27 protein-coding genes are annotated in these 22,394 nt (G+C 41.1%); 25 read left to right on the plus strand and 2 right to left on the minus strand.

What is annotated here, in order from left to right; all coding sequences use genetic code 11:
- From ACLIN2_RS32000 to ACLIN2_RS32015, 4 genes are all read left to right on the plus strand, one after another.
- On the plus strand, positions 1-1,803 hold the full coding sequence (locus ACLIN2_RS32000) for a Mu transposase C-terminal domain-containing protein (RefSeq protein ID WP_122961105.1): 1,803 nt from the start codon (positions 1-3) through the stop codon (positions 1,801-1,803).
- Between the two features lie 72 nt (positions 1,804-1,875).
- Positions 1,876-2,823: a TniB family NTP-binding protein gene (locus tag ACLIN2_RS32005; protein WP_122961104.1), complete on the plus strand. Its 948-nt coding sequence runs from the start codon at positions 1,876-1,878 to the stop codon at positions 2,821-2,823.
- A 471-nt stretch (positions 2,824-3,294) separates the two neighbouring features.
- Positions 3,295-3,837, plus strand: coding sequence for a hypothetical protein (locus tag ACLIN2_RS32010; protein WP_122961103.1), 543 nt, complete (start codon positions 3,295-3,297; stop codon positions 3,835-3,837).
- Between the two features lie 161 nt (positions 3,838-3,998).
- Positions 3,999-5,267 (plus strand): TniQ family protein, encoded by a 1,269-nt coding sequence (locus tag ACLIN2_RS32015; protein WP_411504728.1) that lies wholly within the window; start codon positions 3,999-4,001, stop codon positions 5,265-5,267.
- Between the two features lie 73 nt (positions 5,268-5,340).
- Here the strand turns inward: ACLIN2_RS32015 and istB are convergent, their stop codons facing one another.
- Both istB and istA read right to left on the minus strand, forming a co-directional pair.
- On the minus strand, positions 5,341-6,084 hold the full coding sequence (gene istB / locus ACLIN2_RS32020) for an IS21-like element helper ATPase IstB (protein ID WP_411504637.1): 744 nt from the start codon (positions 6,082-6,084) through the stop codon (positions 5,341-5,343).
- Positions 6,081-7,589, minus strand: a complete 1,509-nt coding sequence (gene istA, locus ACLIN2_RS32025) for an IS21 family transposase (RefSeq protein ID WP_411504638.1) — start codon at positions 7,587-7,589, stop codon at positions 6,081-6,083. Before istA ends, istB begins: the two co-directional genes overlap by 4 nt.
- Positions 7,590-7,865: 276 nt before the next feature.
- Between istA and ACLIN2_RS32030 the strand changes: the two genes are divergently transcribed.
- From ACLIN2_RS32030 to ACLIN2_RS32130, 21 genes are all read left to right on the plus strand, one after another.
- Positions 7,866-8,288 carry a hypothetical protein gene (locus ACLIN2_RS32030; RefSeq protein WP_411504729.1) on the plus strand — a complete coding sequence of 141 codons (423 nt, stop codon included), beginning with the start codon at positions 7,866-7,868 and terminating at the stop codon, positions 8,286-8,288.
- A gap of 256 nt (positions 8,289-8,544) precedes the next feature.
- Complete coding sequence (locus ACLIN2_RS32035; RefSeq protein ID WP_122961101.1) at positions 8,545-9,678, plus strand: MBL fold metallo-hydrolase; 1,134 nt, start codon at positions 8,545-8,547, stop codon at positions 9,676-9,678.
- Between the two features lie 45 nt (positions 9,679-9,723).
- On the plus strand, positions 9,724-9,957 hold the full coding sequence (locus ACLIN2_RS32040) for a sulfurtransferase TusA family protein (RefSeq protein ID WP_122961100.1): 234 nt from the start codon (positions 9,724-9,726) through the stop codon (positions 9,955-9,957).
- An 18-nt stretch (positions 9,958-9,975) separates the two neighbouring features.
- The gene (locus ACLIN2_RS32045) at positions 9,976-10,293 is read left to right on the plus strand and encodes a rhodanese-like domain-containing protein (RefSeq protein WP_122961099.1); all 318 of its coding nucleotides are present in this window, start codon (positions 9,976-9,978) and stop codon (positions 10,291-10,293) included.
- Between the two features lie 637 nt (positions 10,294-10,930).
- A complete protein-coding gene (locus tag ACLIN2_RS32050; RefSeq protein WP_122961097.1) occupies positions 10,931-11,515 on the plus strand; it encodes a sulfurtransferase TusA family protein in 585 nt (194 codons plus the stop codon).
- A 20-nt stretch (positions 11,516-11,535) separates the two neighbouring features.
- A complete protein-coding gene (locus tag ACLIN2_RS32055; protein ID WP_122961096.1) occupies positions 11,536-11,931 on the plus strand; it encodes a DsrE/DsrF/DrsH-like family protein in 396 nt (131 codons plus the stop codon).
- Positions 11,932-11,977: 46 nt separating this feature from the next.
- Positions 11,978-13,099 carry an MBL fold metallo-hydrolase gene (locus ACLIN2_RS32060; RefSeq protein ID WP_373863372.1) on the plus strand — a complete coding sequence of 374 codons (1,122 nt, stop codon included), beginning with the start codon at positions 11,978-11,980 and terminating at the stop codon, positions 13,097-13,099.
- Positions 13,100-13,120: 21 nt separating this feature from the next.
- A complete protein-coding gene (locus ACLIN2_RS32065; RefSeq protein ID WP_122961094.1) occupies positions 13,121-13,348 on the plus strand; it encodes a sulfurtransferase TusA family protein in 228 nt (75 codons plus the stop codon).
- 325 nt (positions 13,349-13,673) lie between these two features.
- The gene (locus tag ACLIN2_RS32070) at positions 13,674-14,471 is read left to right on the plus strand and encodes a sulfite exporter TauE/SafE family protein (protein ID WP_122961093.1); all 798 of its coding nucleotides are present in this window, start codon (positions 13,674-13,676) and stop codon (positions 14,469-14,471) included.
- A gap of 205 nt (positions 14,472-14,676) precedes the next feature.
- Complete coding sequence (locus ACLIN2_RS32075) at positions 14,677-15,225, plus strand: cupin domain-containing protein (protein WP_122961092.1); 549 nt, start codon at positions 14,677-14,679, stop codon at positions 15,223-15,225.
- Positions 15,226-15,516: 291 nt separating this feature from the next.
- Positions 15,517-16,296 carry a prolipoprotein diacylglyceryl transferase gene (lgt, locus tag ACLIN2_RS32080; RefSeq protein ID WP_122961091.1) on the plus strand — a complete coding sequence of 260 codons (780 nt, stop codon included), beginning with the start codon at positions 15,517-15,519 and terminating at the stop codon, positions 16,294-16,296.
- 283 nt (positions 16,297-16,579) lie between these two features.
- The gene (locus ACLIN2_RS32085; RefSeq protein ID WP_122961090.1) at positions 16,580-17,062 is read left to right on the plus strand and encodes a DsrE/DsrF/DrsH-like family protein; all 483 of its coding nucleotides are present in this window, start codon (positions 16,580-16,582) and stop codon (positions 17,060-17,062) included.
- 87 nt (positions 17,063-17,149) lie between these two features.
- Positions 17,150-17,410: a metal-sensitive transcriptional regulator gene (locus ACLIN2_RS32090; protein WP_122961089.1), complete on the plus strand. Its 261-nt coding sequence runs from the start codon at positions 17,150-17,152 to the stop codon at positions 17,408-17,410.
- A 20-nt stretch (positions 17,411-17,430) separates the two neighbouring features.
- Entirely contained in the window at positions 17,431-17,817 is a 387-nt protein-coding gene (locus ACLIN2_RS32095) for a rhodanese-like domain-containing protein (RefSeq protein WP_122961088.1), read from the plus strand.
- A 78-nt stretch (positions 17,818-17,895) separates the two neighbouring features.
- Positions 17,896-18,279, plus strand: a complete 384-nt coding sequence (locus tag ACLIN2_RS32100; RefSeq protein WP_122961087.1) for a class I SAM-dependent methyltransferase — start codon at positions 17,896-17,898, stop codon at positions 18,277-18,279.
- Between the two features lie 113 nt (positions 18,280-18,392).
- Positions 18,393-19,076 (plus strand): hypothetical protein, encoded by a 684-nt coding sequence (locus tag ACLIN2_RS32105; RefSeq protein ID WP_122961086.1) that lies wholly within the window; start codon positions 18,393-18,395, stop codon positions 19,074-19,076.
- 42 nt (positions 19,077-19,118) lie between these two features.
- Positions 19,119-19,835 (plus strand): cytochrome c biogenesis CcdA family protein, encoded by a 717-nt coding sequence (locus ACLIN2_RS32110; protein WP_174769325.1) that lies wholly within the window; start codon positions 19,119-19,121, stop codon positions 19,833-19,835.
- 12 nt (positions 19,836-19,847) lie between these two features.
- Complete coding sequence (locus tag ACLIN2_RS32115) at positions 19,848-20,408, plus strand: peroxiredoxin family protein (RefSeq protein ID WP_122961085.1); 561 nt, start codon at positions 19,848-19,850, stop codon at positions 20,406-20,408.
- A 17-nt stretch (positions 20,409-20,425) separates the two neighbouring features.
- Entirely contained in the window at positions 20,426-21,115 is a 690-nt protein-coding gene (locus ACLIN2_RS32120; protein WP_122961084.1) for a response regulator, read from the plus strand.
- Positions 21,116-21,380: 265 nt separating this feature from the next.
- Positions 21,381-22,175, plus strand: a complete 795-nt coding sequence (locus tag ACLIN2_RS32125; RefSeq protein WP_411504968.1) for a sensor histidine kinase — start codon at positions 21,381-21,383, stop codon at positions 22,173-22,175.
- Positions 22,172-22,378, plus strand: a complete 207-nt coding sequence (locus tag ACLIN2_RS32130) for a hypothetical protein (protein ID WP_122961082.1) — start codon at positions 22,172-22,174, stop codon at positions 22,376-22,378. The genes ACLIN2_RS32125 and ACLIN2_RS32130 overlap by 4 nt, the downstream gene beginning before the upstream one ends.
- Positions 22,379-22,394: the final 16 nt, after the last annotated feature.

Consider the following 22,394-nt stretch of genomic DNA (forward strand, 5'->3'; position numbering starts at 1 on the left):
ATGGAGATTATTAGGCCACTTGTTGTATTGGATGATATAAAAAGTGGCGATGTTAGGGCTGTGTACGAATTCATGGAGTATCATCGAGAACTTTTACTGGAGAATGAAACGGTTTACGACATTACCCAAAAAGATATTGTAGATCGAATATCCAAAAAGGTCGGAATCTCCGGAAGAACTATAAAAAGATATCTATCTTCCTATAGGGCAGCCGAACGAGAAATGGAGCAAAAAGGTGAAGAGGGGTTAGTAACAAAGGCTGGAACAGGCTACATTCACCGGAAAGATAACAAAGCTTTGGAAATTTGTCATCCAAAGGATCCGCAGTGGGTCTTGGATGTATTACAAGTTCGCTTGGACGAAAAATATATTTCAATAATTAAAGCTATTATTGAACAGGAGTATCTCACAACAAAAAAGCCAAGTATAACTGCTATTTATCGATCCATTGAAATTAAATGTGCCAAGGAAGAAATTGACCCACCTCCTTATATTACAATCAATAAATTGATTAATCGGATTGATCCCAAAATCAAAGAGAGAATGCAAGAAGGGAAGAAGGCATCGCAAAAGTACGATCCAGTATTAAGAGGTTTTTCAAATGAAGAAGCACTATACCCTCTACATATCGTCGAAATTGATCACACCCAACTCGATGTAGATGTTATTGATGACAAAAGTGGTTTAGTCATTGGAAGACCTTGGATCACACTCGGAATAGATGTGTTTAGTCGAATGGTCTGGTGCATGTACATTTCATTTGAACCGCCTTCTGCAAACGTGGTAAGAAAAGCGATACAACATGGAATCCTGTTTAAGAATGTTAAGGCTAAGTATGGGTTAATCAATGAGTGGAACGTGTTTGGCATTCCAAAGATCTTCCATTTAGATAATGGACCAGATTTTAAAAGTACAGCTGTAAAACGCATGATTAATGAAACGTTGAAAGCAAATGTTAGGTACCGTCCCGTTAGAACCCCTCGTTATGGAGGAACAATTGAAAGGCTTTTCGGAACATTGAATACATCTATAATCCATGGTTGGGATGGTACAAGAAAAAGTAATGTAACCCAACTGGGAGAATACAACCCAGAAGAGGATGCAAAATTAACGTTGGGAAATGTTATTGAATTGCTGACACGGTACATTACAGACGAGTATCACATGGATGTCCACAGAGGCTTACCTCTGGATGCCAATCGGCCGATTACACGTTACATCGATGGTCTTAAACAAGTTGGTTATCCGGATTTTATCGATGATAGCGAAGAAGAAACATTAAAGATTGAGTTATTACCTACGATTATAAAGAGGTATACGCGAGATGGTATTCGGTTAAATAACGTGTTTTATAAATCAGATAAACTATCTAACCTCATAAGCACGACCAAAAGATATAAAGTAAAGTACGATATCGACGACATATCAAAGATCTATATCCAACTTCCTGATTCAACAGAATATGAAGAAGTGCTCGCAGTGCAGCCATCAGCTGAGCAATTGGAAAATGTTAATCTATACACTTACAAGAAAATCAGAGAGATTCTTGGTGAAGAAGCTGAACTAAAAAGTAAGCGTGTACCAGGTACACAAATGATTATGGAAGCAAAAATGCGGCTACGAGAAAGGACGGAGGAGCTTTACAAAAAAGGCCGAAAAGCTCGAGCAGCAGCTATGAGGATGAATTTTGAAGTCAACTTAACATCACCTAAAGAGACAAAAGAAGGTAAACATGTACCAATGGAAAGCGATTTAATTGCATTTATCAGGTACCAAGAACAGAAAAGAGAAGCAGGCAAATAAAGTGATTTAAGAGTAGTTACTTTACAAATAAAATCTTTCAAAACGGTTTTAAAAGAAAGTGGGAAAAATGCAATGAATCCATGTGAAGAATTAGCCAATCGTATTATCAATCTTTATGTACTTCATCCAAAGGTAGAGGAGATCTGGGCAACCTTGGACTCTATCCGGTTTCATCGAAGTAAAAAGAAATCAGCACCTCGGCATCTTTTTATTGTCGGTCAATCGGGTGTTGGAAAGTCCGAGATGTTAAAAAAGTACGTGGAACATAATCCAGGGTACATTCATGTAGACGAGGAAGGAACGGAATATGATATCAAACCTGTGGTGTTTATGGAGTTGCCCAACCCTTTTACAATATTGGAATTTTACCAGACCATCATTAAGGCTTTAGGAGCTCCACCAATTACGGGAGTTCCCAGAATTGGTGATGTAAAGCGGAGGGTGTTTACTTTATTAAAACACCAAAAAGTTGAGATGCTGATTCTTGATGAAATGAGTTACATTAAAAACACAAAATATGTAAAGTCCTCAGACAGTATGGAGGCATTGAAACATGTGTCCAATGAGGCTGGGATTTCTATCGTCTGTGTGGGGACACCAGATACAGAAGAACTGCAGAAATCAAGTTTTCAGTACTATAGAAGGTTTAGCTTGAGAAAGTTACTTCGATTTGAAACATGTAACGAGGAGTTTTGCAATTTTTTAACGGCTATCGAGGGACAAGTCGATCTTCCAGCTCCAATTGGCCTAGGTAATATGGAAACAGGATACCCTCAACTATTGCATTTATGGACGAAGGGAATTGTGGAGAGGGTTCATACATTGTTAATTGAAGCGTTTAAAATTCAAGGAGTATTAGACGAAGGGTTTAACGATTTATCAAAGGCCAACCTTACGATTGATATTTTGGTCAAAGCGAAGCAAATCACATTTGGCAGTGATATGGATGATGCTGAGTTTGAAAAAATGTTGAGTAAGGAAGATAGGGTAATAAACAAGAAAAAGGTAGCGTTATCATGAGTGGAGTCATATGATGACTATTATCTAACAAACCTGTTTAAATATTCTTAATGGTAGCTACTTTCCTTTGATAATAATGGTACGATTCCTTAAACAAACGAGGTCAACCAATAAAACTGGTTGACCTCATTATACGAACGGTTTGATAGCTCAACGTATTTTTAACCCGGCCGGTATCTCTGGTCGGGTTTACTTCGTTTGTTACTAATTTAAAAATGTGAGATATTGTACAGGTTTCTTCCATCATCTTGAAGAACAATGTAAGGATAAAGGGGGTATAATTAGGGAAATTGGTGAGATATTCCAAAATATGATGTTCACCATTGGCTCGACTATCAACCTCATGATGGCCATAACGCGAACTTTGATCCTAATATTGTTATAGCCGGTCAAAAAATTTCTGAGGTATACCACACTTTTTGCTTTGCACGTTCCTCGTTATATTACATCGAAAACGAGGACTTTGGTCACATGATCGGTGAAAATGATAATTTCCATAAAACATACGCAAGAGCTCATTTTTATTTATACGCATTGGCTTGTTACAATTATTGCATCGATCTCTCATGGCAAGTTGTTTGGTTATTCTACGTTGTAAATGATTTTCTTCCGATAGAAGATGAAGGTTACTATGAGAAACTACTTGAAGAGTGTAAATACCAGGAGCTTAGATTTCAATTAACTCTTTTAAAAAAGTTTAAACATAGAAAATTCAAGGATGATTTTATCTATGGAAACCCAACTACACAACAAATAAGGGAAACATACAACCATCTTAAACATCGGGGAATGTTTCATTTTAAGGGCCTTGGAAAACAGAGGCCTCATTTAATGGGAAGTGTGAATGGGCAAAGTTTTAAAACATTAACAAAGCGAGAAATTGATATTAACGAATGGAAATATAAGCTTGTTGAATTTGATATATCTTTTTTTAGGTACTTTGATCATTTGGTCAATGTGCTGATGCCAAAAGAATTCCCCAACGCTCCTTGCCCCACTAAAACTTATGCATAAGAGGAATTCTAAGTAATCAATGGTAGGCAGAAATGACTTTATTACCGTTACTTTATGATACGACGGTAGACCATATCACTTATAACTGAAATTAATAAAATGGTATATGTGTTCCAAAAAAGGTTAATTATTAGAATAAATCCTTTTTTGGAGTGAATATGATGCATAATAGTATTTTTACGGTACGCTTGCGTCCCTTTGATGGTGAATCACTTTCGAGTTTTTTAAGACGTATCTCAAAAGCAAACGGAATGAATTTCTTGTCCTTTTGGAACAACTTGAAAACTGAACGAAATCATTACGCTCAGAACGACGATGTCACACTATTAGATTTTTGCCCTTTAAACGTTATTAACATAGAAAAACTATCAAAGGGTATTCGTATGGATCCAGGTGAACTGCTGTCACTCACACTTTATAATTTATTGCAGAGTTTTGTAGTAGGAACGGAAATTGAACGAGCACGATTCACCTCAGGCATGCTTCGGGACACACTTCATTTTTGTCCGGATTGTTTAAAGGATAAACCTTATCATCGGTTGCTTTGGCGAATCAAGGGGATTGATACATGCATGTCTCATCGCAGACTGTTACATGATAAGTGCCCTCATTGTGCTAAGCGGATTAAGTACCGTGATGTTTATGTGCATGATAAGTGTCCTCATTGCGATTTAGAATTATGTATAGTCTTGGATTCTCCAAGAGAAAGTGATGTTGATTGGGATCAACAGAGTTGGTGGTGGCAATCTTGGAACCAACTCCTCAATCATTCCAATTATAAAATTTCCCCGCGAGATATTGCTCTTCGCATACTATATCTAATAAATAATAAACAAGTCATTTTCGATAAAATTCAAGCTACGTCTGATATGCAAGGATTCGGTCAAATTCCTACGCTATTACAGTACGCGAGAGACTCTTTAAAGCAAAAACGTACGTTGCATATTTCTTATACTCTCGATGTCCTTTGGAAATATAAATATGACATTGGTGATTTTCTAAATATGGAGTTACCACAGCCATTTATTGACTCCGTTTTCACTTCGCCCCAATCAAAAAAAGAGATGCAATCATGTCAAGCACCATGGTGTGTGAACTTTGGTGTTGAAGGTGAACTAGTGCAAACTGGCACTTCATATAAAAGAAAAAAGAATGGTCAGATCTTGTCTTATTATTTGGCTTGTTTAGAATGTGGGTGTGAGTATGCAATCAATGCTCGTGGGGAATTAGAGGAGCGAACATACTTTATAAATGCTTACGGTTTATTGAAAAAGAACTTTTGTGAAGGGGAAAATTTCACGTCTCTTTTAGAAAAGACCGGATTGTCCATAGATAAGTTAAAAAGGTGTATAACCTATTTTTACACAAGGGGTATAAAGTTTTGTGAATATGAAACGAAAACAATTTGTGAATGTCAATCAAAAAGTTGACCACCGTGCTCATCAAAAAATTGACCACCAGGACAAAATGAATCCACCCGTTGGGTGGGTAACTTTTTCATGATCACGATCTTTGAATGCTTTGTTTAAAGCGATAACTATCTCCATTCATCGCAAAGATATGGGCTCGGTGGGTAAGACGATCAACTAGGGCTGACGTCATTTGCTCATCCTTAAAAATTTGTGTCCAATCGGCAAATTCTAGATTGCTGGTGATTATCATACTCCCTTTTTCATAACGAGCTGCACAAAATTGAAATAATAACTCTGCCCCGGTCCGACTAAGAGGGACAAACCCGACCTCATCTAAAATGATCAAATCTGTTTTCAACCATTGTTTCTCTAGCTGGAGGATGCGTTTTTGGGACTGAGCTTCCATAAGTTCGTTGCATATTTTGGCTGCAGTCCAAAACTGGACAGAATAGCCGTAATGGCAGGCTTCCTTGCCAAGTGCAATGGAAAGATGAGTTTTTCCGGTGCCGGAGTTTCCGATAAACATGATGTTTTCCGCCTTCTCGATGTACTCACAACGAGCCAGTTGAAGCAACTTGGGCTTATTAAGAGATGGGACTGCTGAAAATTCATATTGATCGAGCGTTTTCACTGACGGAAACTTGGCGTGCTTGATACGACTTGCGATTTGGTTAGCATCTCGTTGTTGCACCTCCTGTTCCAAGAGGGCCAAGAGGAACTCCTCGTAGGGAATTTGTCGTTCGGCAGCATCATGGGCAATTTCCTTATAGACACGCTTAATGGCGGGTAAGCGAAGGCGTTTCGCGTAGGTTTCGAGCAAGAATGTCGTACTCAATGAACCACACTCCTTTTCTGTAACAAACGATTGTACTGGCTTAGGTCGGGGGATTTTACCTGAATACGCGGAATAGAACTGTCCTCAGCCAACGTAAGTTGGGGGACACGATGTTCCGGAAGCGTACGCTGAAACAATAATTGCCTTACGGCATCATATTGTAACATCCCTTTTTGACAAGCTTCCTCTAGTGCTTCCTCGACGAGAGAAGTATCGAATTCACGATGTAGAAGCAGAAGTCTAACAAACTCCCTCATCCCTCCCGGTCGGTTACGGCACTTGTCCAAGAACTGTTGGTAAATTGGAGGTAACCCCGCTTGATGCAAAGGTCTAGCATACAAAACCGCACCTGGTCGAGTAAGAAGCAAATCCAGGTAGTGATCATATTGCAAAAGCTCTTTGCCGCTTTCCAAACATCTCTCATGCTCAGCAATCAATTTGTTTCCATGGTATACCTCGATCCGTTCGGCAAACACCTTACAAGTAAGCTCGGTAGATGCGTATGAAACGGGAACAGAATAGGCATTTTTCTCAAAGTGAATCATAGACAAGGTATTGCTTTTTACAGAGACGACACGGCAACAATCCAGTGGTTGTGGAGGCAATGGGAGCATGATCTGCTGCTCTTGCACAAACGCTGCTCCAACGGTCAAGGATGATCTCGGAATGGTAGTTGTCTCGTAAGAGATACATTTCTCAAGGAGGAAATGATTTAATTCCTCCAGTGAAGAGACACTTGGAACTGGGGTAAAGAACTGCTTTTGGACGAACCTTACGAGATTTTCGACTTGACCTTTTTGGTGCCCTTTTCCCGGATCACAGAAATGACTTTCGAACAGGTAGTGAGCACGGAGCTGGACAAATCGCTCTTGTTCCTCGCGGTTTTTACCTTCCAACACCTTCTTTACGACAGTTGTCAGATTGTCGTACGTAACGGTCTGAGGAACAGCACCGAAAAACTCAAAGGCATCGACATGCCCTTGAAGGAGAGCTTCTTGCTTTTGATGAAAGAATGTTTTGACGAAAATCTTTCTGCTGTAAGTACAACGCATACAAAAGACTTGAACTTTTACCTGCATACCCTGATAAAGAACAGTAACCTCGCCCCAGTCAAATTGAGCAAATTTCCCTGGCGGGAATTCGAGGGGGACAAACGCTTTTGGAGGAGAAACGCGTAGTTGTCTGACGTAACGTCGGACCGTAGATTCACCGCCGGTGAATCCGTATTCGTCGACAAGTCTCTGGTAGATACGAGTGGCAGTATGACGCTGCTTGGGAGGAGCCTGTTCATCTTGACGCAGCCATTCCAGGATGATGGGCTGCACGGAATCAATGACTGGTTTGGGTTTCGGTTTCGACAGCTGGTACACAGGGATCTCCGTTGATTTTAAGGCTTTTCGTATGACTTGACGGGAATAGCCAGTTTCGCGAGAAATTTGCCGAATCGGCTTCCCTAGCAGAATGTGTTGTTTCCTGATAAACTCATAATTAGCCATCTGAAGCATGTCCTTTCCTCCTATATCTTGTTGTCTCAGCAACTTCAAGATACAGGAAAGAGGTGCTCAGGTGGTCAACTTTTTTATGAGCGATGTACCACTGGGTGGTCAAGAATTAGATTAGCATTCACAACAATTCAGATAAATGCTAAACAATTGAAGTATTTTATATCCGCAATAAGGAAAAACATACCGTTAAATAGCATTCGTAAATGGGAATGTTGGAATAGTTACGGGCATTTTTTGGTCTACCGTTTTCATAAAACAGTAATGAAAGAGTTACTGATGCAAACGAGAAATCGCCCAAAGAGGAACAATGCAGAACTAAATATCGATAGAGTGAAACAGGTTGTACAAGAGATGTTTGATCAGGAAACTACAATCACGGTAAATTTGGTAGCTGAACAATTAAAGGTTAGTGTCAATACCATTCGAAATTGGGGATGTTGTCCATACATAAGCAGGATGAAAAGGTGCCAATTCGAAAAGCGAGTCTTAATGGAGAAAGAGAACATTTATGGTTTCGTGGATGAGTATCTGAGAAAACGCGAGCAAAACAAAGTGTTTTCTAGTCAGTTATATAAAGATCTTCAAAAAAGTCGAAATTTATTATGGCGAAACACCCCGGAACTAACAGTATATATTGAAAAAAGAGTGCGTGCACATAATAAAAACGTCAAAGAGTTGATGATGGAATCTTTGGACTAATTAACGAGGATAAAAAAGAACTTGGGAAATTTCCAAGTATACCTAGATGGGCATGCAATAAGAATCCCACAATAATAATTAATGGCTTTCTCCAATGTTGGAGAGGGTAAAATACTCTAAAAGAGTACTATTGACATATAGAATTCAGATACCTATAATACGCATAGGGGTATATGTATAAAACGATTTTTTTGCTTAGTTATATACCCATAGGTGTATATGTATTAATCAACTTCGCATTAAGGAGGAATTCAACATGTTAAACGTAATGACGGCAGAGCAAGTAGCTAAAACACTAAAAAACAAAGAAGAATTATTCATTTTGGACGTACGAAACGAAAGCGATTTTCAAAATTGGAAAATCGAAGGGGAAAACGTTGAACTCTTGAATATTCCTTATTTTGACTTAATCGATGGGGTTGAACAGGCATTATCACAAATCCCAGTAGGCAAAAAGCTTCTTGTGGTATGTGCGAAGGAAGGTTCTTCGAAGTTTGTGGCCGAGCAAATCGTTGAGGCAGGAAGAGAAAATGTCCATTATTTGCATGGTGGCATGAAGGCATGGAGTGAACACTTAGAACAAGTAATTGTATACGAAGATCAACAAGTAAAAGTGTATCAGTTTATCCGCGTAGGAAAAGGGTGCCTATCCTATATGGTACTGTCAGGCAAAGAAGCGCTTGTTGTTGATCCTTCTCGCTTCACGGATTTGTATCAGAAGGTCGCTCAAAATGAAGGTGTCACGATCAAGCATATCGTTGATTCTCACCTGCATGCCGATCATATCTCGGGCGGGAATGTCCTCGCTGATGCTACTGGCGCTTCTTATTATTTGATGAAAAGTGAAGGGGCGGTCTTTGACTTTAAAGCATTGGAAGATCACGAGCACATTCAGTTTGAACTAGTCGACATGCAAGTGTTGGCTGTAAAAACTCCAGGACATACACCGGGAAGCGTCTCTTTCCTGGTTAATGATAAGCTTCTGTTTTCTGGTGATACGATTTTTGTAGGAGGATTGGGCCGTCCGGATCTTGGGGGCAAAGTTCGCGAGTGGGCAGAGGATCTGTATGAAACCGTCTATGACAAGGTATCTCAAATGGCAGATGATGTGATTGTTTTGCCCGCCCACTATGCAAACCTGGATGATGAACTGAATCAAGAAGGATATATTGGTGCAGCACTTGGTGATATTCGGGAAAAGAACGAGCTGATGAGAAACAAAAACAAAAGTGATTTTATTGACTCGGTAGCGGCATCGGCTCATTCTGAGACCCCTCCAAACTTTGAGGAAATCGTTGCCATTAACCGAGGCGTGGAGGAAGCTACTCCAGACCGGCAGCAAGAACTCGAAATTGGACCAAATCGCTGTGCAGTCCATCACTTTGCATAATGACAGAGGCATAATTAACATACACTAACTTGGAGGTAATGAATCATGAAAAGCAATAGGATCGTAGATGCGAAAGGACTGGCTTGTCCGATGCCGATAGTCAAAACAAACAAGGCGATCAACGAGCTCCAGACAGGAGAGATTTTGGAGGTCCATGCGACGGATAAAGGATCCAGAAATGATATGGCGGCTTGGGTGAAAACAACAGGAAATGAAATGGTTCAAGAGCAAGAAGAGAATGGCGTGTTCAAGTTTTGGATTAAAAAGGGATCCCACTAGATCAAGGAGGCAATTGACATGAACAATGAAGTGAAAACAATCTTGCCGATTGAATTGAACAAACGCCTTGAAAGTCAGGAAAAGGTAGTGATCATTGATGTGCGTGAACCGGAGGAATGGGTATCTGGACATATCCCAAATGCAAAACATATCCCATTAGGATCCATCCAGAATCGCCTCGTTGAAATTGACCCGAACACGGAGACGGTTGTGGTATGTAGAAGTGGTAACCGCAGTGGCCAGGCATGTGAATTTTTAGCGGAAAAGGGTTATAAAGTGGTTAATATGGTGGGTGGAATGATGCAGTGGCCTGGAGAAGTCGAGAGAGGATCATAACCGAATGATGGAACTCCGGAAGAGGAAGAGAGGGTTGAAAGTGACGATAGAAACTACTGCTATGAGTGTACTCCTTTTGATTTTGATTTTCTATATCCGCAGAGGTTATCTATTGAGGGGAATCCCTGAAATCACTTCCCTTCAAAATCTCCCTTCGGATAACGTAGTCATTGATGCAAGAGACTACAATGTTTCATACAAATCACCATTGGGGCGATCAATATACCGCATGCCTATTTGCAAAGGTATATATATGAAATAACCGCCAAAAAAGTGATTGTAGTCGCTGAGAGTATAGTTAGCCGAAATTACGTCATGTTGTACCTGAGAAGAAAGGGGTTTATGGTAATTGGTTTCTACGACATGGTCGAAGCAAGGGACAGTACAAATTTCTCCAGTGCTATTTGCAATGAAATTACCTAATTTTGGCCAGATAAATACCTATACTAGTATATGTATTTTATAACTCAATTACTAATCTTAACACAACAGTTTGGAAATACTTATGGACAATGAGTTGAATGGTTATTTTAAAACTCACACTCAAACAAGGTTCTATAAATTCCAGATTTTGAGCTGCAATCGAAACGCAGCATTGGAAACCTACATGTAAGAGAAACTATGGAGGTATGTAAACATGACTTCACCATCATCCATTAAAGCGGATAAAACCTTGGATTGCAAAGGCTTGGCATGTCCAATGCCGATTGTGAAAACGAAAAAAGCAATTGAGGAAATGCAATCAGGTCAGGTCATTGAAGTACAGGCTACAGATAAAGGCTCGCTGGCGGACATGCAAGGTTGGGCCAAAAATACCGGGCATCAATACTTGGGAACCGTAGAAGAAGGGGATGTACTAAAGCATTACCTTCGCAAGGCAAGTCCAAGCGAGGCCAAAGAGGAAAATAAATTCCCTCACACCATCTCGAACGATGAGCTGCAAGCAAAGATCAATGCGAATGAGAAGATAACCATTTTAGACGTCCGCGAACCAGCAGAATATGCATTCCAACGTGTGCCAGGAGCAAAATCGATCCCATTGGGCGAGTTAGAGGAACGCATCAATGAGCTAAATACGGATGAAGAGATCCACGTGATTTGCCGTACGGGGACTCGAAGTGATATGGCATGTCAGCTTTTAGCTGAGAAAGGCTTTACAAAAGTGAAAAATGTATTGCCTGGTATGTCCGGTTGGACAGGCGCCACCGAAAATAACCAATAAATAAGATGGAGGGTATACAAATGGCAACAAAAGTAGCAATCATCGCAAGCAACGGTGGATTATTTGACGCTTACAAGGTATTTAATATCGCAACGGCCTCTGCTGCAACAGATGCGGAAGTAGCCATCTTCTTTACGTTCGAGGGTCTTAATCTGATTCACAAACAAGCATATCAACAGCTGCCGATGCCAGCTGGCAGAGAGCATTTCGCAGAAGGCTTTAAAAATGCCAATGTGCCCTCGATACCTGAGTTAGTCGACATGGCCCAGCAAATGGGAGTCAAAATCATCGCTTGCCAGATGACCATGGACGTTATGAATTTGAAAAGGGAAGACTTTATCGAGGGCATTGACGTGGGAGGCGCGGTTACGTTCCTTGATTTTGCAAAAGACGCCAATATTTCGCTTACGTTCTAATAGGAGGATCGAAACATTCATGAATGCGACAACTGGTCTAACAAAAATGACTTCACATGAGCTGGCACGGATTGTCTTCCATCACAAGGAACTGTTTATTCTTGACGTGCGAAATGAAACTGAATTTAGTGATTGGAAAATTGAAGGCAAGGGCATTGAGATCATCAATATTCCGTATTTTGACCTGATTGATGGCGTAGATTCAGCTCTGGATAAGATCCCTGAAAACAAACCGTTACTTGTGGTTTGCGCGAAGGAAGGGTCATCTGTATTTGTCGCCGAACAGATTGTGGAAGCTGGCAGAACAAATGTCAGTTACCTCGAAGGTGGAATGAAAGCTTGGAGTGAGCACTTGGAGCCTGTGAAGGTCGGTGACTTGAAAGACGGGGGTTCGCTCTATCAGTTTGTGCGAATCGGAAAAGGGTGCCTATCCTATATGGTACTCTCAAATGGAGAAGCCGCTGTGGTTGATACCTTGAGGATGACAGACGTTTTTGAGCAATTCGCCAGAGAAAAAAATGTGAAAATTGCCCATACCATCGATACACATCTTCATGCCGACCACATTTCTGGGGGAAGGCAGCTGGCGGCAAAAGAGGGAGCAACCTATTGGCTTCCACCAAAAGACGCAACGGAAGTGACCTTTTCTTATGAGTCCCTAGAGGATGGGAAAGAAATTGAAGTCGGAAAATCGAAAATTAACATCCAACCTGTATACTCCCCTGGGCATACGATCGGAAGCACGTCTTTGATCGTGGATGATCAATACCTGCTTACCGGAGATATTTTGTTTATCACATCCATTGGACGTCCGGATCTTGCGGGGAAAGCAGAGGATTGGGTAGGAGATCTTCGCACTACGCTTTATACACGCTTTAAGGAACTCTCCAACGATCTGATTGTGCTTCCGGCCCACTTCGGAAAAGTGACAGAGTTGGGCGAAGGCGGCAAGGTAGCCGCTCGACTGGGAGACTTGTATCAGGACAATCCGGGTTTGAACATTACGGACGAGGCTGAGTTCCGTAGAACCGTAACGGAAAACTTGCCTCCTCAACCGAATGCTTACCAAGAGATCCGTCAAACCAATATGGGAAAAATCAATCCGTCGGAAGAAGAGCAACGAGAGATGGAGATTGGCCCTAATCGTTGTGCTGTTCATGACCAATAAGAGGAGAAGGAGTTGATTTACATGCAAGCAGATATCACAGTGGACACAAAAGGAATGGCATGCCCGATGCCGATCGTAAAAGCAAAGAAAGCCCTGGACAATTTGGAACCAGGACAAATCATGGAAGTTGTTTCAACCGATAAAGGGTCTGTGAATGATTTTCAGGCGTGGGTCAAACAGACCAACCATGAGCTCGTTCATTATGTAGAAGAGAATGGTGTATTTACGTTCTACGTCAAAAAGCAGTAAGGGACAAACAATAAGCGAACACGTATAAGGTGTTCGCTTATTTCAAGTCATAATGAATGACTCGCACACCAAGATGGCAATAGGTTTCTTCTTTGAAATGCCCATCGGGGCAAGCTTTTATACAACATATGTCTGCATGTGAAGCTTGCAGTGGTTGATTGCATTTAGGACAAAACTCGGAAAGCAAATTCCTCAAGAAAGATAACATGATTGATACCTGCCTTTTCCGATTTAATTACTTGGCATTATTATATCCATCTTTTCGCGATTCGAATAGATCCAGTTTTTGTTTGGTGTGCATGGCACAAGTCATAAGGAGGATATGATGGAATTGTTGTTCCTTGGTCTAGTGATGCTGGTCCTAGGGCTTATCGGTTCGTTTTTTTCCGGCTTATTGGGGATTGGCGGAGCCATTATTAACTATCCGCTTTTATTGTTCGTACCCTCGATATTGGGTGTGGCTGATTTTTCGGCACAAGAAGTTTCTGCGATCAGTATGTTCCAAGTTTTTTTTGCTTCGTTGGCTGGTGTACTTTCCTATAAAAAGAAAAATCGATTATCAAATGGATCGTTCATTCACAAAAGCCTCGTGATTTATATGGGGGCAAGTATTTTGATAGGCAGCATTGTCGGTGGTGTGAGTTCCAAGTATTTGTCTGGCGACACGATTAACCTCGTTTATGGAATCTTGGCAATTATTGCAGTTGTGCTCATGCTGTTACCGAGTAAGGGCAGACACGACACAAATCAAGATGAGATTCATTTTAATAAGGCCATCGCTGTCGTTTCTGCCTTTCTAGTAGGTATCGTATCCGGAATCGTGGGAGCAGGAGGGGCATTTATTTTAATTCCAATCATGCTGACACTGCTTAAAATCCCAACTAGAGTAACCATCGCTTCTTCCTTAGCGATTGTCTTTATTTCTGCAATTGGAGGGGTTCTCGGTAAAATCACGGCCGGGCATATTCCCTTGTTCCCTACTTTATTTACTGTCATAGGGAGTGTAATTGGTGCACCAATCGGCTCTCGTATAAGTTCCAAAATAAACGTGAAAGTGCTTCGTTACGGCTTAGTCGTATTGATTGCCATGACAGCGATAAAAATATGGACCTCAATTTTATAAAGGTCTTAACTAGGATTTAGGAAAAACCAAGCAATCCGATTGATGGATTGCTTGGTTTTTTATGCGAGTGCCTAACCATATTCCTTTGAAGCGCTAAGCACAGGCATTTGCCTATTATTAACCATTTTGCAATCCTTCATGTAGGCAACCGCATAGGATAAAAAGGATAAAAGGCAAACAACGAAATCATGAGAGGAGAATGTATATGTATCGTGAGTCATGTTGTACCTACCATTCGTACTATCCAATGCAAATCAGCTGGAATCCCAACAATTGGGGTCATCACCACTGGCACCCCTATTATTACCATATAAATTATCATAATTGGAGTTCCAGTCATGGGAATATTCCATTAACAGATTATGGACCAAGACCATTTGTAGTAAATATCGAGCAAGCCTCGAAACAAAACAATACATTTCGCACAGCATTATGGACAGGTAAACATTTCCAAGTAACCTTAATGAGTATTAATGTTGGAGATGACATCGGTTTAGAAGTCCATCCTAACACCGATCAATTCATAAGGATTGAAGAAGGTCAAGCGCTTGTACAAATGGGTGACAGCAGGGAGCGATTAGATTTTCAACAAATGGCAATTGATGATTATGCCATCATGATCCCTGCCGGAAAGTGGCACAATATAACCAATATGGGCAATACACCACTCAAAGTTTATGTAATCTATGCGCCTCCTGAACATCCTCATGGTACTGTACACCAAACAAAAGCAGATGCAAGAGCTGCCGATTAAAACTAACACTTATTTTCCCACACTCGAAAAGGAAAGAGTGGGTATGAACTTTGAAACAATGAGAATGTAAGAGTATGATGTTTGAGTAGTGACATAAGGCAGCGGCAGACTAGGATGTTAGCTCATTTTCTGGTCTGTCGTTGTTTTCTTTGAAACGATTGCTCGATTAACTATCGATTTATGGAGTATTGCAGAATTTGATTTTACCGCTTAGAACATTCGTAGTAATATACCGCTAAGGCAAGATATGATTCTTTTGAATTACTAACTTATGAAAGAAGTGTGATTGTATTGCATCAATATATTACATACATAGGTTCTTTTCCCATCCGCTCCTACAGTCTTTTGTTTGTATTAGCGATTATCCTAGGTGTTGGCGTTACGATCACCTTAGCAAAACTGCAAAAGAAAGAACATTTAGCAGATCATCTGATGAATCTGATTGTACCTATGATGATCGGGGCTATTATTGGTTCAAGATTCTGGACCGTTTTCTTCTTCGAGTGGGAGTTTTATTCCAAACACCCTGAAGAGATCATCGCGATATGGCACGGCGGACTGTCTATTCAGGGAGGAATCGTTGGTGCCATTTTGGTCGGGATATGGTATGTAAGAAAGCATGGTCTTTCATTTTGGGAACTGGCCGATTTATGTGCGCCAGGACTGATACTTGCTCAAAGTATCGGTCGTGATGCAAACCTGATGAATGGGGATGCTTTTGGAGACCCAACAGGCAGTAATTTTGGTATTTTGTATCCAGAAGGTACAAATGCCAGAGCTACTTTCGGAGATCAACCTCTGTGGCCGGCCGAAGTATGGGAAGGACAAATGGACATACTCATTTTTGCTTTGCTTATGATTTTGCTTCGGAAGAAATTAAAACAGGGTTTTCTTTTCCTTGCTTACAATATCTTTTATAACATTGGGAGATTTTTGTTAGAAATGCTTCGTGGGGATTCCCCTAGATATTTGTTTCACTGGACTGCAGCCCAATGGACTTCTGTGGGGATTATCTTATTATCTTTAGTAGCAGGAACTTATCTTCAATTTCGATCCGTAGAACAAAAATAAAGTTGATGTGCAGATACTAAAATCACAACAGAAAATAATTTATAGATAGAAAAGGCAGCGTAAGATTAGTTTCATCCTAACCTACGCTGTTTTATTTATGATTGCCTGCATCTCAATATGAAACCAGGTGTTAAGTGGCAGCTATAAACTAACTGCCGCACTTGACAAACAAGTCACTTACAGATAGTATACCTATAGGGGTATGGGTAAAAAATAAGATTAATCATGTTAATAACTATTGAATCAAAATTTATGACAACCACGAACAGGGAGAGGTATTTCAATGGAAAACATGAAAGAAAAAACAACAATCGTATTATTTAGCGGTGATTATGATAAAGCCATGGCAGCCTTTATTATCGCAAACGGAGCTGCGGCTTATGATCATGAGGTAACCATTTTTGCAACGTTTTGGGGACTTAATGCCTTTCGAAAGGATCAAGATGTAAATGTAAAAAAAGGGCGATTGGAGAAGATGTTTGGTTGGATGATGCCTCGGGGGGCAGATAAGTTAGCCCTTTCCAAAATGAATTTTGGGGGAATGGGGAAACAAATGATTAAACACGTTATAAAAAAACATAATGCTTTGACCTTACCCCAACTAATTGAATTGGCACAGGAGCAGGGAGTTAAATTGGTGGCATGTACAATGACGATGGATTTATTGGGGCTACAAAAAGAAGAATTGCTTGACGGCCTTGAATATGCAGGTGTTGCCGCCTACCTCGGTGATGCGAATCATGCGAAGGTAAACTTGTTCATTTAAATGGACATGATTTAACCTATGGTTTTGCAAAACGTTGAACGGAATTGCTGTATAACTTAAGAAATGAACGAATGGAGGAAGGAAACAATGGAATATACCGATGATGTAAAAAAACGTTTGAGACGATTAGAGGGCCAAGTGAAGGGAATTCTCCGGATGATGGAAGAACAAAAAGATTGCAAAGATGTGGTTGCTCAATTATCAGCCGTAAGAAGTGCTGCAGATAAAGCGATAGCAGTCATCGTAGCAGTTAATTTGGTGAAATGCCTAGAGGAGGAACAAAGCAAAGGTGGGGACACCTCTAAGCTGGTAACAGAAGCTGTTGAACTTCTGGTAAAAAGCAGATAAAGAATTAAGGAGGAGACTTTTTGGACTTCACATCGATTATTCAAATTATCTTGTTTGCTTTGATTGCTTATTTTTTGTTTTCGAGATTAGCACCAGTAAAGGGACTAAAGAATATAAGCGCGCAACAATTTAAAGATGAGCTAGATCAGCGTACCCCTAAATATATTATGGACGTACGGGAACCAAATGAATATAAAAATGGCTTCATTCCAGGGGCGGTCAATGTACCCCTTTCCCAATTATCAGCACGTATTAATGCCCTTCCAAAAGACAAACCCCTATATCTCTATTGCCAGAGTGGCATGAGGAGCAAACAGGCTGCTCGTGTTTTGGCAAAAAGGGGATATTCCAACCTGATAAATCTTCAAGGTGGAATTATGTCCTGGAAGGGAAAGATACAAAAGTAATAAGATTGGATTTTCAACGAAAGTTCTTTCACGATTCCTACTGCTCACTTAACAAGCGGAACCGTCTATGCTTTAGACATGGAACCTCAAATTTTGTCTTTATTACAAGAAAAGGTGCAAAGAGAGGGCCTGGAGAATGTGACGTATGTAGAAGGCATAATCGAAGACATACCTTTGCCAAATGAAGCTGTGCGAAATGTGATTACATCACTTGTTCTCCACGAAGTTGAAACATTAGCGAAGGGGCTCCAAGAGACCCATAGGGTGTTAATGCCCGGTGGCACCAGCTTCTGTTTGGAATGGGGAAAGAAAACAACAGAACAGGGGCCGCCATTACATCACCGGATTGCCTCTGATGAATTGGAAGAGCAGATGAAAAAAGAAGGGTTTGAAGTCATAACACGAGACTATCCTACCGAATCCCATTACATTCTCATTGTCCAAAAAAATCGTAGTCAATGAATGCCGATATAGAATTAGCACGAACATGAAGCCTATCCTTTCTAAAGAATAGGCTTTCTTTATTCATTCTTTACAAATGATGCCTATACTGCGAACAGGTTAGGAGGGAAAAAATGGTTGATGTAATTCAATTAGGTCCATTTCAAGTGAAAACCAGCGTCCTCATTTACGTGTTGTCGGGTCTGGTAGGATATCTGGTTATTCGACTACGTGGCAAAGACAATAAAGATCAAATCCAAGCAATCACAGAAATTGTAAGCGGCATGGCTCTGCTTGCCTTCGTATTATGGAAATTTAGTTATGTGCTTTTTCACCCCTTAAAGGCAGTAGAGAATCCGCTTTCCATTCTTTATTTTTCCGGTGGAAGCAGAGGGATGGTGCTTGCTGGAGTGGGAGCGGCACTTTATGTGTGGGTTCAGCTAAGAAAGCGACAGATTCCACTAAACAAAGTTATTTACCTGACCTCAATTGGTTTGCTGGCGGCATGGGGAACCTTTCATGTCCAGCATCTGGTTCTATATGAGGAAAACGATCTTTATCATCTGCTCCAATCCATTCTTTCTGGTGTCTGCTATCTGTGGATTCATAACAGTATTTCCTACAACACCCGAAGAAATGGATGGATTCAATTGTTGTTATGGTTTAACATAGGCCAGATTTTTGTCCTGTTTTTCAAGGATTCAGCGGCATACATGATAGGTCTTTCCAAGGAGCAGCTGCTATATTTGCTGCTTGGCATTTCTTGTTTGCTGGCAGACCTCATTTTGGAAAAATTGAAGTACTTTAAAGAAACTTAACATTCCAACTATAAATTGATCTCATACGAAGGGGGCATTGTATTGGAAAACATGTCGGTACTGTTTGCATTTGCTGCTGGGCTTCTATCCTTTTTTTCACCATGCATTTTTCCTTTGCTTCCGGCATATGTGGCGAATTTAACCGGATCTAGTGTGAAAGACAATAGAATGTATGTGACCAGTAAAGTAGTCATGCAACGATCAGTCGGATTTATCACGGGATTCAGTATCGTTTTTGTGCTGATGGGAGCTTCCGCTAGCATGATTGGGCAACTCTTGACGGATAATCGAGCCATCATCGAAAAAATTAGCGGGTTACTGATTATTCTCTTCGGAATGCAAATGATCGGATTTTTGAACATTCGTCTGCTGATGTCCGAGAAACGTTTGGATGTATCCGGAGGCAACTTAGAAAATAAGTGGAGACCGTTTCTAATGGGAATTGCGTTTGGGGCGGGTTGGACCCCCTGTGTTGGACTAGCATTGTCTTCGATATTGCTGCTCGCTGGCGCTTCTCAAACGATGTATCAGGGAATGTTTATGCTGCTGATCTACTCCCTTGGATTGGGCATCCCTTTTCTGATGATTTCAATCGCTGTTACCTACTCCATTTCCATCGTAAAAAAAATCAATGCGTTTCTACCGTTACTTAATAAAATCAATGGTTGGATCTTACTATCGTTGGGATTATTGTTGTTCACCGGTCAATTTCAAAAAATCAGCGCATGGCTTGCCGCATTTACTCCATTTTCCTTTTAGGGGGACTGTTCAATGAAAAACATACTTGCGATAATGGCAATGCTCGCTCTGATTGCATGGGGGATTTACGATATTAGTCATTCGCCGGCAAACTCTGGTATGTCCACAGGGGGCGAGCAAGGAGAAAAACAGAAAGAAGCCACAGTGGGCATCAAAAAAGGGAACATAGCTCCGGATTTCGAGCTGCGAACACTGGATGGCACGAAAATGAAACTATCTGACTTCAGAGGGAAAAAGCTAATTGTCAATCTATGGGCAACCTGGTGTCCCCCATGCAGAGCCGAAATGCCGGATATGCAGGCTTTCTACGAGGAGCAAAAGGAAGATAATATTGCCGTTCTTGCGGTAAATCTTACACAATCCGATAACAAAGAAAAAGTATCCGCCTTTATTAAAGAGTTCGGTCTCAGCTTCCCTGTCGTTCTCGATGTGGACAACAAGGTTGCCGACACATATCAGGTTGTTTCCATTCCGACAAGCTATATTATCGATTCAAAAGGCGTCATTCAAGAAAAAATCATAGGTCCCATGGATAAAGAAATGATGGATAAACTGATGTCTTCCATTGATTAAATCTGGGGAGGCAAGAGATGAACAACAAAGGAAAATCCATTCTCATTGTGGAAGACGACGAAAAGATCAGAAAGCTGGTAAAAGTGTATCTGGAGAATGAAGGGTATGAAGTGTGGGAAGCCCAGGACGGTGAAGACGCTCAAAACAAGTTCATGCGATACGACCCCTGTTTTGTCATTCTGGATTTAATGCTTCCCAAGATTAGCGGGGAACAGGTATGCAGTTGGATACGCGAAGACCTCAAAGCCGATATTCCCATCATCATGCTTACTGCAAAAGTAGAGGAAAAGGACCGGATCAAAGGCTTGGAGATGGGCGCTGACGATTATGTGACAAAGCCATTCAGTCCGAAAGAACTCGTCACCAGAGTCGAAACGGTATTGCGAAGAACTGCCCAGCGATGCAGCAAAATCACTTATCGGGGGATCACGTTAAAACCTCATCGAGCTGAAGTGCATTATCGTGGTCAACCGATCTCGTTAACACAGCATGAGTGCAAACTATTGTATTTTCTCATGCAGCATCCCAACCAGGTCCTATCGAGGGAGCAACTCATTCATGAGTTGTACCCGAATCAAGAGAAAGTCGTTATCGATCGAACCATCGATGTCCACATCGGCAAGCTTAGAGAGAAGCTGAAATGGGATGGCAAAGGTGAATTGATCGAAACCATTCGAGGAATGGGGTATCGGTTTGTTTCGTATTAACATTCTTTGGAAGATGATCGCCGTCAATGCACTTGTCTTGGGTATCGCAATCTGGCTTGCGGCCGTATCCGTAAAAGACTTTGCATGTTATCTCGTGAATCAGTTGGATGCCATCGATCAGGAAAAGAAATTGGAATTCAGCGAGACGATGCATTATTACTTATTGGGAACAAGCATACTGGCGATTTGTGTTTCCGGCTTTCTCCACTATGCGATCGTGAAGAAAGTTCTTTATCCGATCAAGCAACTGAGCAAGTCAGCACGGATGTTAGCGAGTGGACGATATCCTGAACCACTTCACTCCAAAACACAAGACGAAGTAGGACAGTTGACAGGCGACTTTCAATACTTAGTAGACAAAATGAGACGCGGTGAGGCATTACGAACGAAAATGCTTGGCGATCTGGCCCACGAATTGCGAACTCCGCTCACCAATGTGATTGGATATCTAGAAGCGCTAAGCGGAGGGATATTGAAAGGAACCCCCGATCTGTATTCTTCTCTACACGATGAAACAATGCGGATCGCCCGTTTGGTCGAACAAATCCACGAGTTGAATATTTGGGAAGGCAAGAGGCAGTCAGGAAAAAAGTTGACACCGCTTTCTATGGAAAAGGTCATTGTAAATGCTTTGAAAACCTTTGAACTGGAGTTACAAAATAGAGGGATAAGCTATTCCTGTCATCTTCAGGATCAGCAAATTGAAGGAGCTGAGGATGGTATTACACAAGCTTTGATAAATGTTTTAAAAAACGCAATTGAACATAATGCCGCTGGATGGATTCGAGTGGAAGGGAAGAGGGAGAAGGATCAATATCAGGTATTTGTAACCAATCAAGGAAGACCAATTACGGCTGAACATGCAGAATTTTTGTTTGAGCGATTCTATCGGATTGACCCATCCCGTAATCGCGAAACCGGAGGAGCAGGTCTTGGATTGGCCATTGTAAAGGAAATTGTTGAGCTTCATGGTGGGAAAGTTGGGTTTCAATCAAATGAAGATATACATACCTTTTGGTTTACAATACCTGTTTGCCAAAAGGAGGCTCAGTTACATTGAGTGAAACTGTGAAAAAGATTATCTTGCTTACGCTAACAGCTTGTCCGATGGGAAGGTCTATGGGAGAGGTTTTACAAGAAATACGTAGTTCTTTCCCAGAGTTGGAGACGGAAACAGTTTATGTCGAGCTCGATGCGAAACGTACCAATGATTTTCGAGTCAAGAACAATCCAACGCTCTTGTTCCTCTCCATAAGTGGGTAAGAACTATACCGCCTGG

The organism is Brevibacillus centrosporus, from assembly GCF_046622605.1.
Classification (GTDB): domain Bacteria; phylum Bacillota; class Bacilli; order Brevibacillales; family Brevibacillaceae; genus Brevibacillus; species Brevibacillus centrosporus.

Bases quoted from the DNA above. Each gene is read 5' to 3' on its own strand.
- ACLIN2_RS32120 (WP_122961084.1), top strand. From the start codon at position 20,426: ATGAACAACAAAGGAAAATCCATTCTCATTGTGGAAGACGACGAAAAG.
- ACLIN2_RS32015 (WP_411504728.1), top strand. From the start codon at position 3,999: ATGCATAATAGTATTTTTACGGTACGCTTGCGTCCCTTTGATGGTGAA.
- ACLIN2_RS32005 (WP_122961104.1), top strand. From the start codon at position 1,876: ATGAATCCATGTGAAGAATTAGCCAATCGTATTATCAATCTTTATGTA.
- ACLIN2_RS32065 (WP_122961094.1), top strand. From the start codon at position 13,121: ATGCAAGCAGATATCACAGTGGACACAAAAGGAATGGCATGCCCGATG.
- ACLIN2_RS32125 (WP_411504968.1), top strand. From the start codon at position 21,381: ATGTTAGCGAGTGGACGATATCCTGAACCACTTCACTCCAAAACACAA.
- ACLIN2_RS32050 (WP_122961097.1), top strand. From the start codon at position 10,931: ATGACTTCACCATCATCCATTAAAGCGGATAAAACCTTGGATTGCAAA.
- ACLIN2_RS32070 (WP_122961093.1), top strand. From the start codon at position 13,674: ATGGAATTGTTGTTCCTTGGTCTAGTGATGCTGGTCCTAGGGCTTATC.
- ACLIN2_RS32040 (WP_122961100.1), top strand. From the start codon at position 9,724: ATGAAAAGCAATAGGATCGTAGATGCGAAAGGACTGGCTTGTCCGATG.
- ACLIN2_RS32030 (WP_411504729.1), top strand. From the start codon at position 7,866: ATGCAAACGAGAAATCGCCCAAAGAGGAACAATGCAGAACTAAATATC.
- ACLIN2_RS32085 (WP_122961090.1), top strand. From the start codon at position 16,580: ATGGAAAACATGAAAGAAAAAACAACAATCGTATTATTTAGCGGTGAT.
- ACLIN2_RS32045 (WP_122961099.1), top strand. From the start codon at position 9,976: ATGAACAATGAAGTGAAAACAATCTTGCCGATTGAATTGAACAAACGC.
- ACLIN2_RS32010 (WP_122961103.1), top strand. From the start codon at position 3,295: ATGATCGGTGAAAATGATAATTTCCATAAAACATACGCAAGAGCTCAT.
- ACLIN2_RS32055 (WP_122961096.1), top strand. From the start codon at position 11,536: ATGGCAACAAAAGTAGCAATCATCGCAAGCAACGGTGGATTATTTGAC.
- ACLIN2_RS32115 (WP_122961085.1), top strand. From the start codon at position 19,848: ATGAAAAACATACTTGCGATAATGGCAATGCTCGCTCTGATTGCATGG.
- ACLIN2_RS32100 (WP_122961087.1), top strand. From the start codon at position 17,896: ATGGAACCTCAAATTTTGTCTTTATTACAAGAAAAGGTGCAAAGAGAG.
- ACLIN2_RS32105 (WP_122961086.1), top strand. From the start codon at position 18,393: ATGGTTGATGTAATTCAATTAGGTCCATTTCAAGTGAAAACCAGCGTC.
- ACLIN2_RS32075 (WP_122961092.1), top strand. From the start codon at position 14,677: ATGTATCGTGAGTCATGTTGTACCTACCATTCGTACTATCCAATGCAA.
- ACLIN2_RS32090 (WP_122961089.1), top strand. From the start codon at position 17,150: ATGGAATATACCGATGATGTAAAAAAACGTTTGAGACGATTAGAGGGC.
- ACLIN2_RS32000 (WP_122961105.1), top strand. From the start codon at position 1: ATGGAGATTATTAGGCCACTTGTTGTATTGGATGATATAAAAAGTGGC.
- istA (WP_411504638.1), bottom strand. From the start codon at position 7,589: ATGCTTCAGATGGCTAATTATGAGTTTATCAGGAAACAACACATTCTG.
- ACLIN2_RS32035 (WP_122961101.1), top strand. From the start codon at position 8,545: ATGTTAAACGTAATGACGGCAGAGCAAGTAGCTAAAACACTAAAAAAC.
- ACLIN2_RS32060 (WP_373863372.1), top strand. From the start codon at position 11,978: ATGACTTCACATGAGCTGGCACGGATTGTCTTCCATCACAAGGAACTG.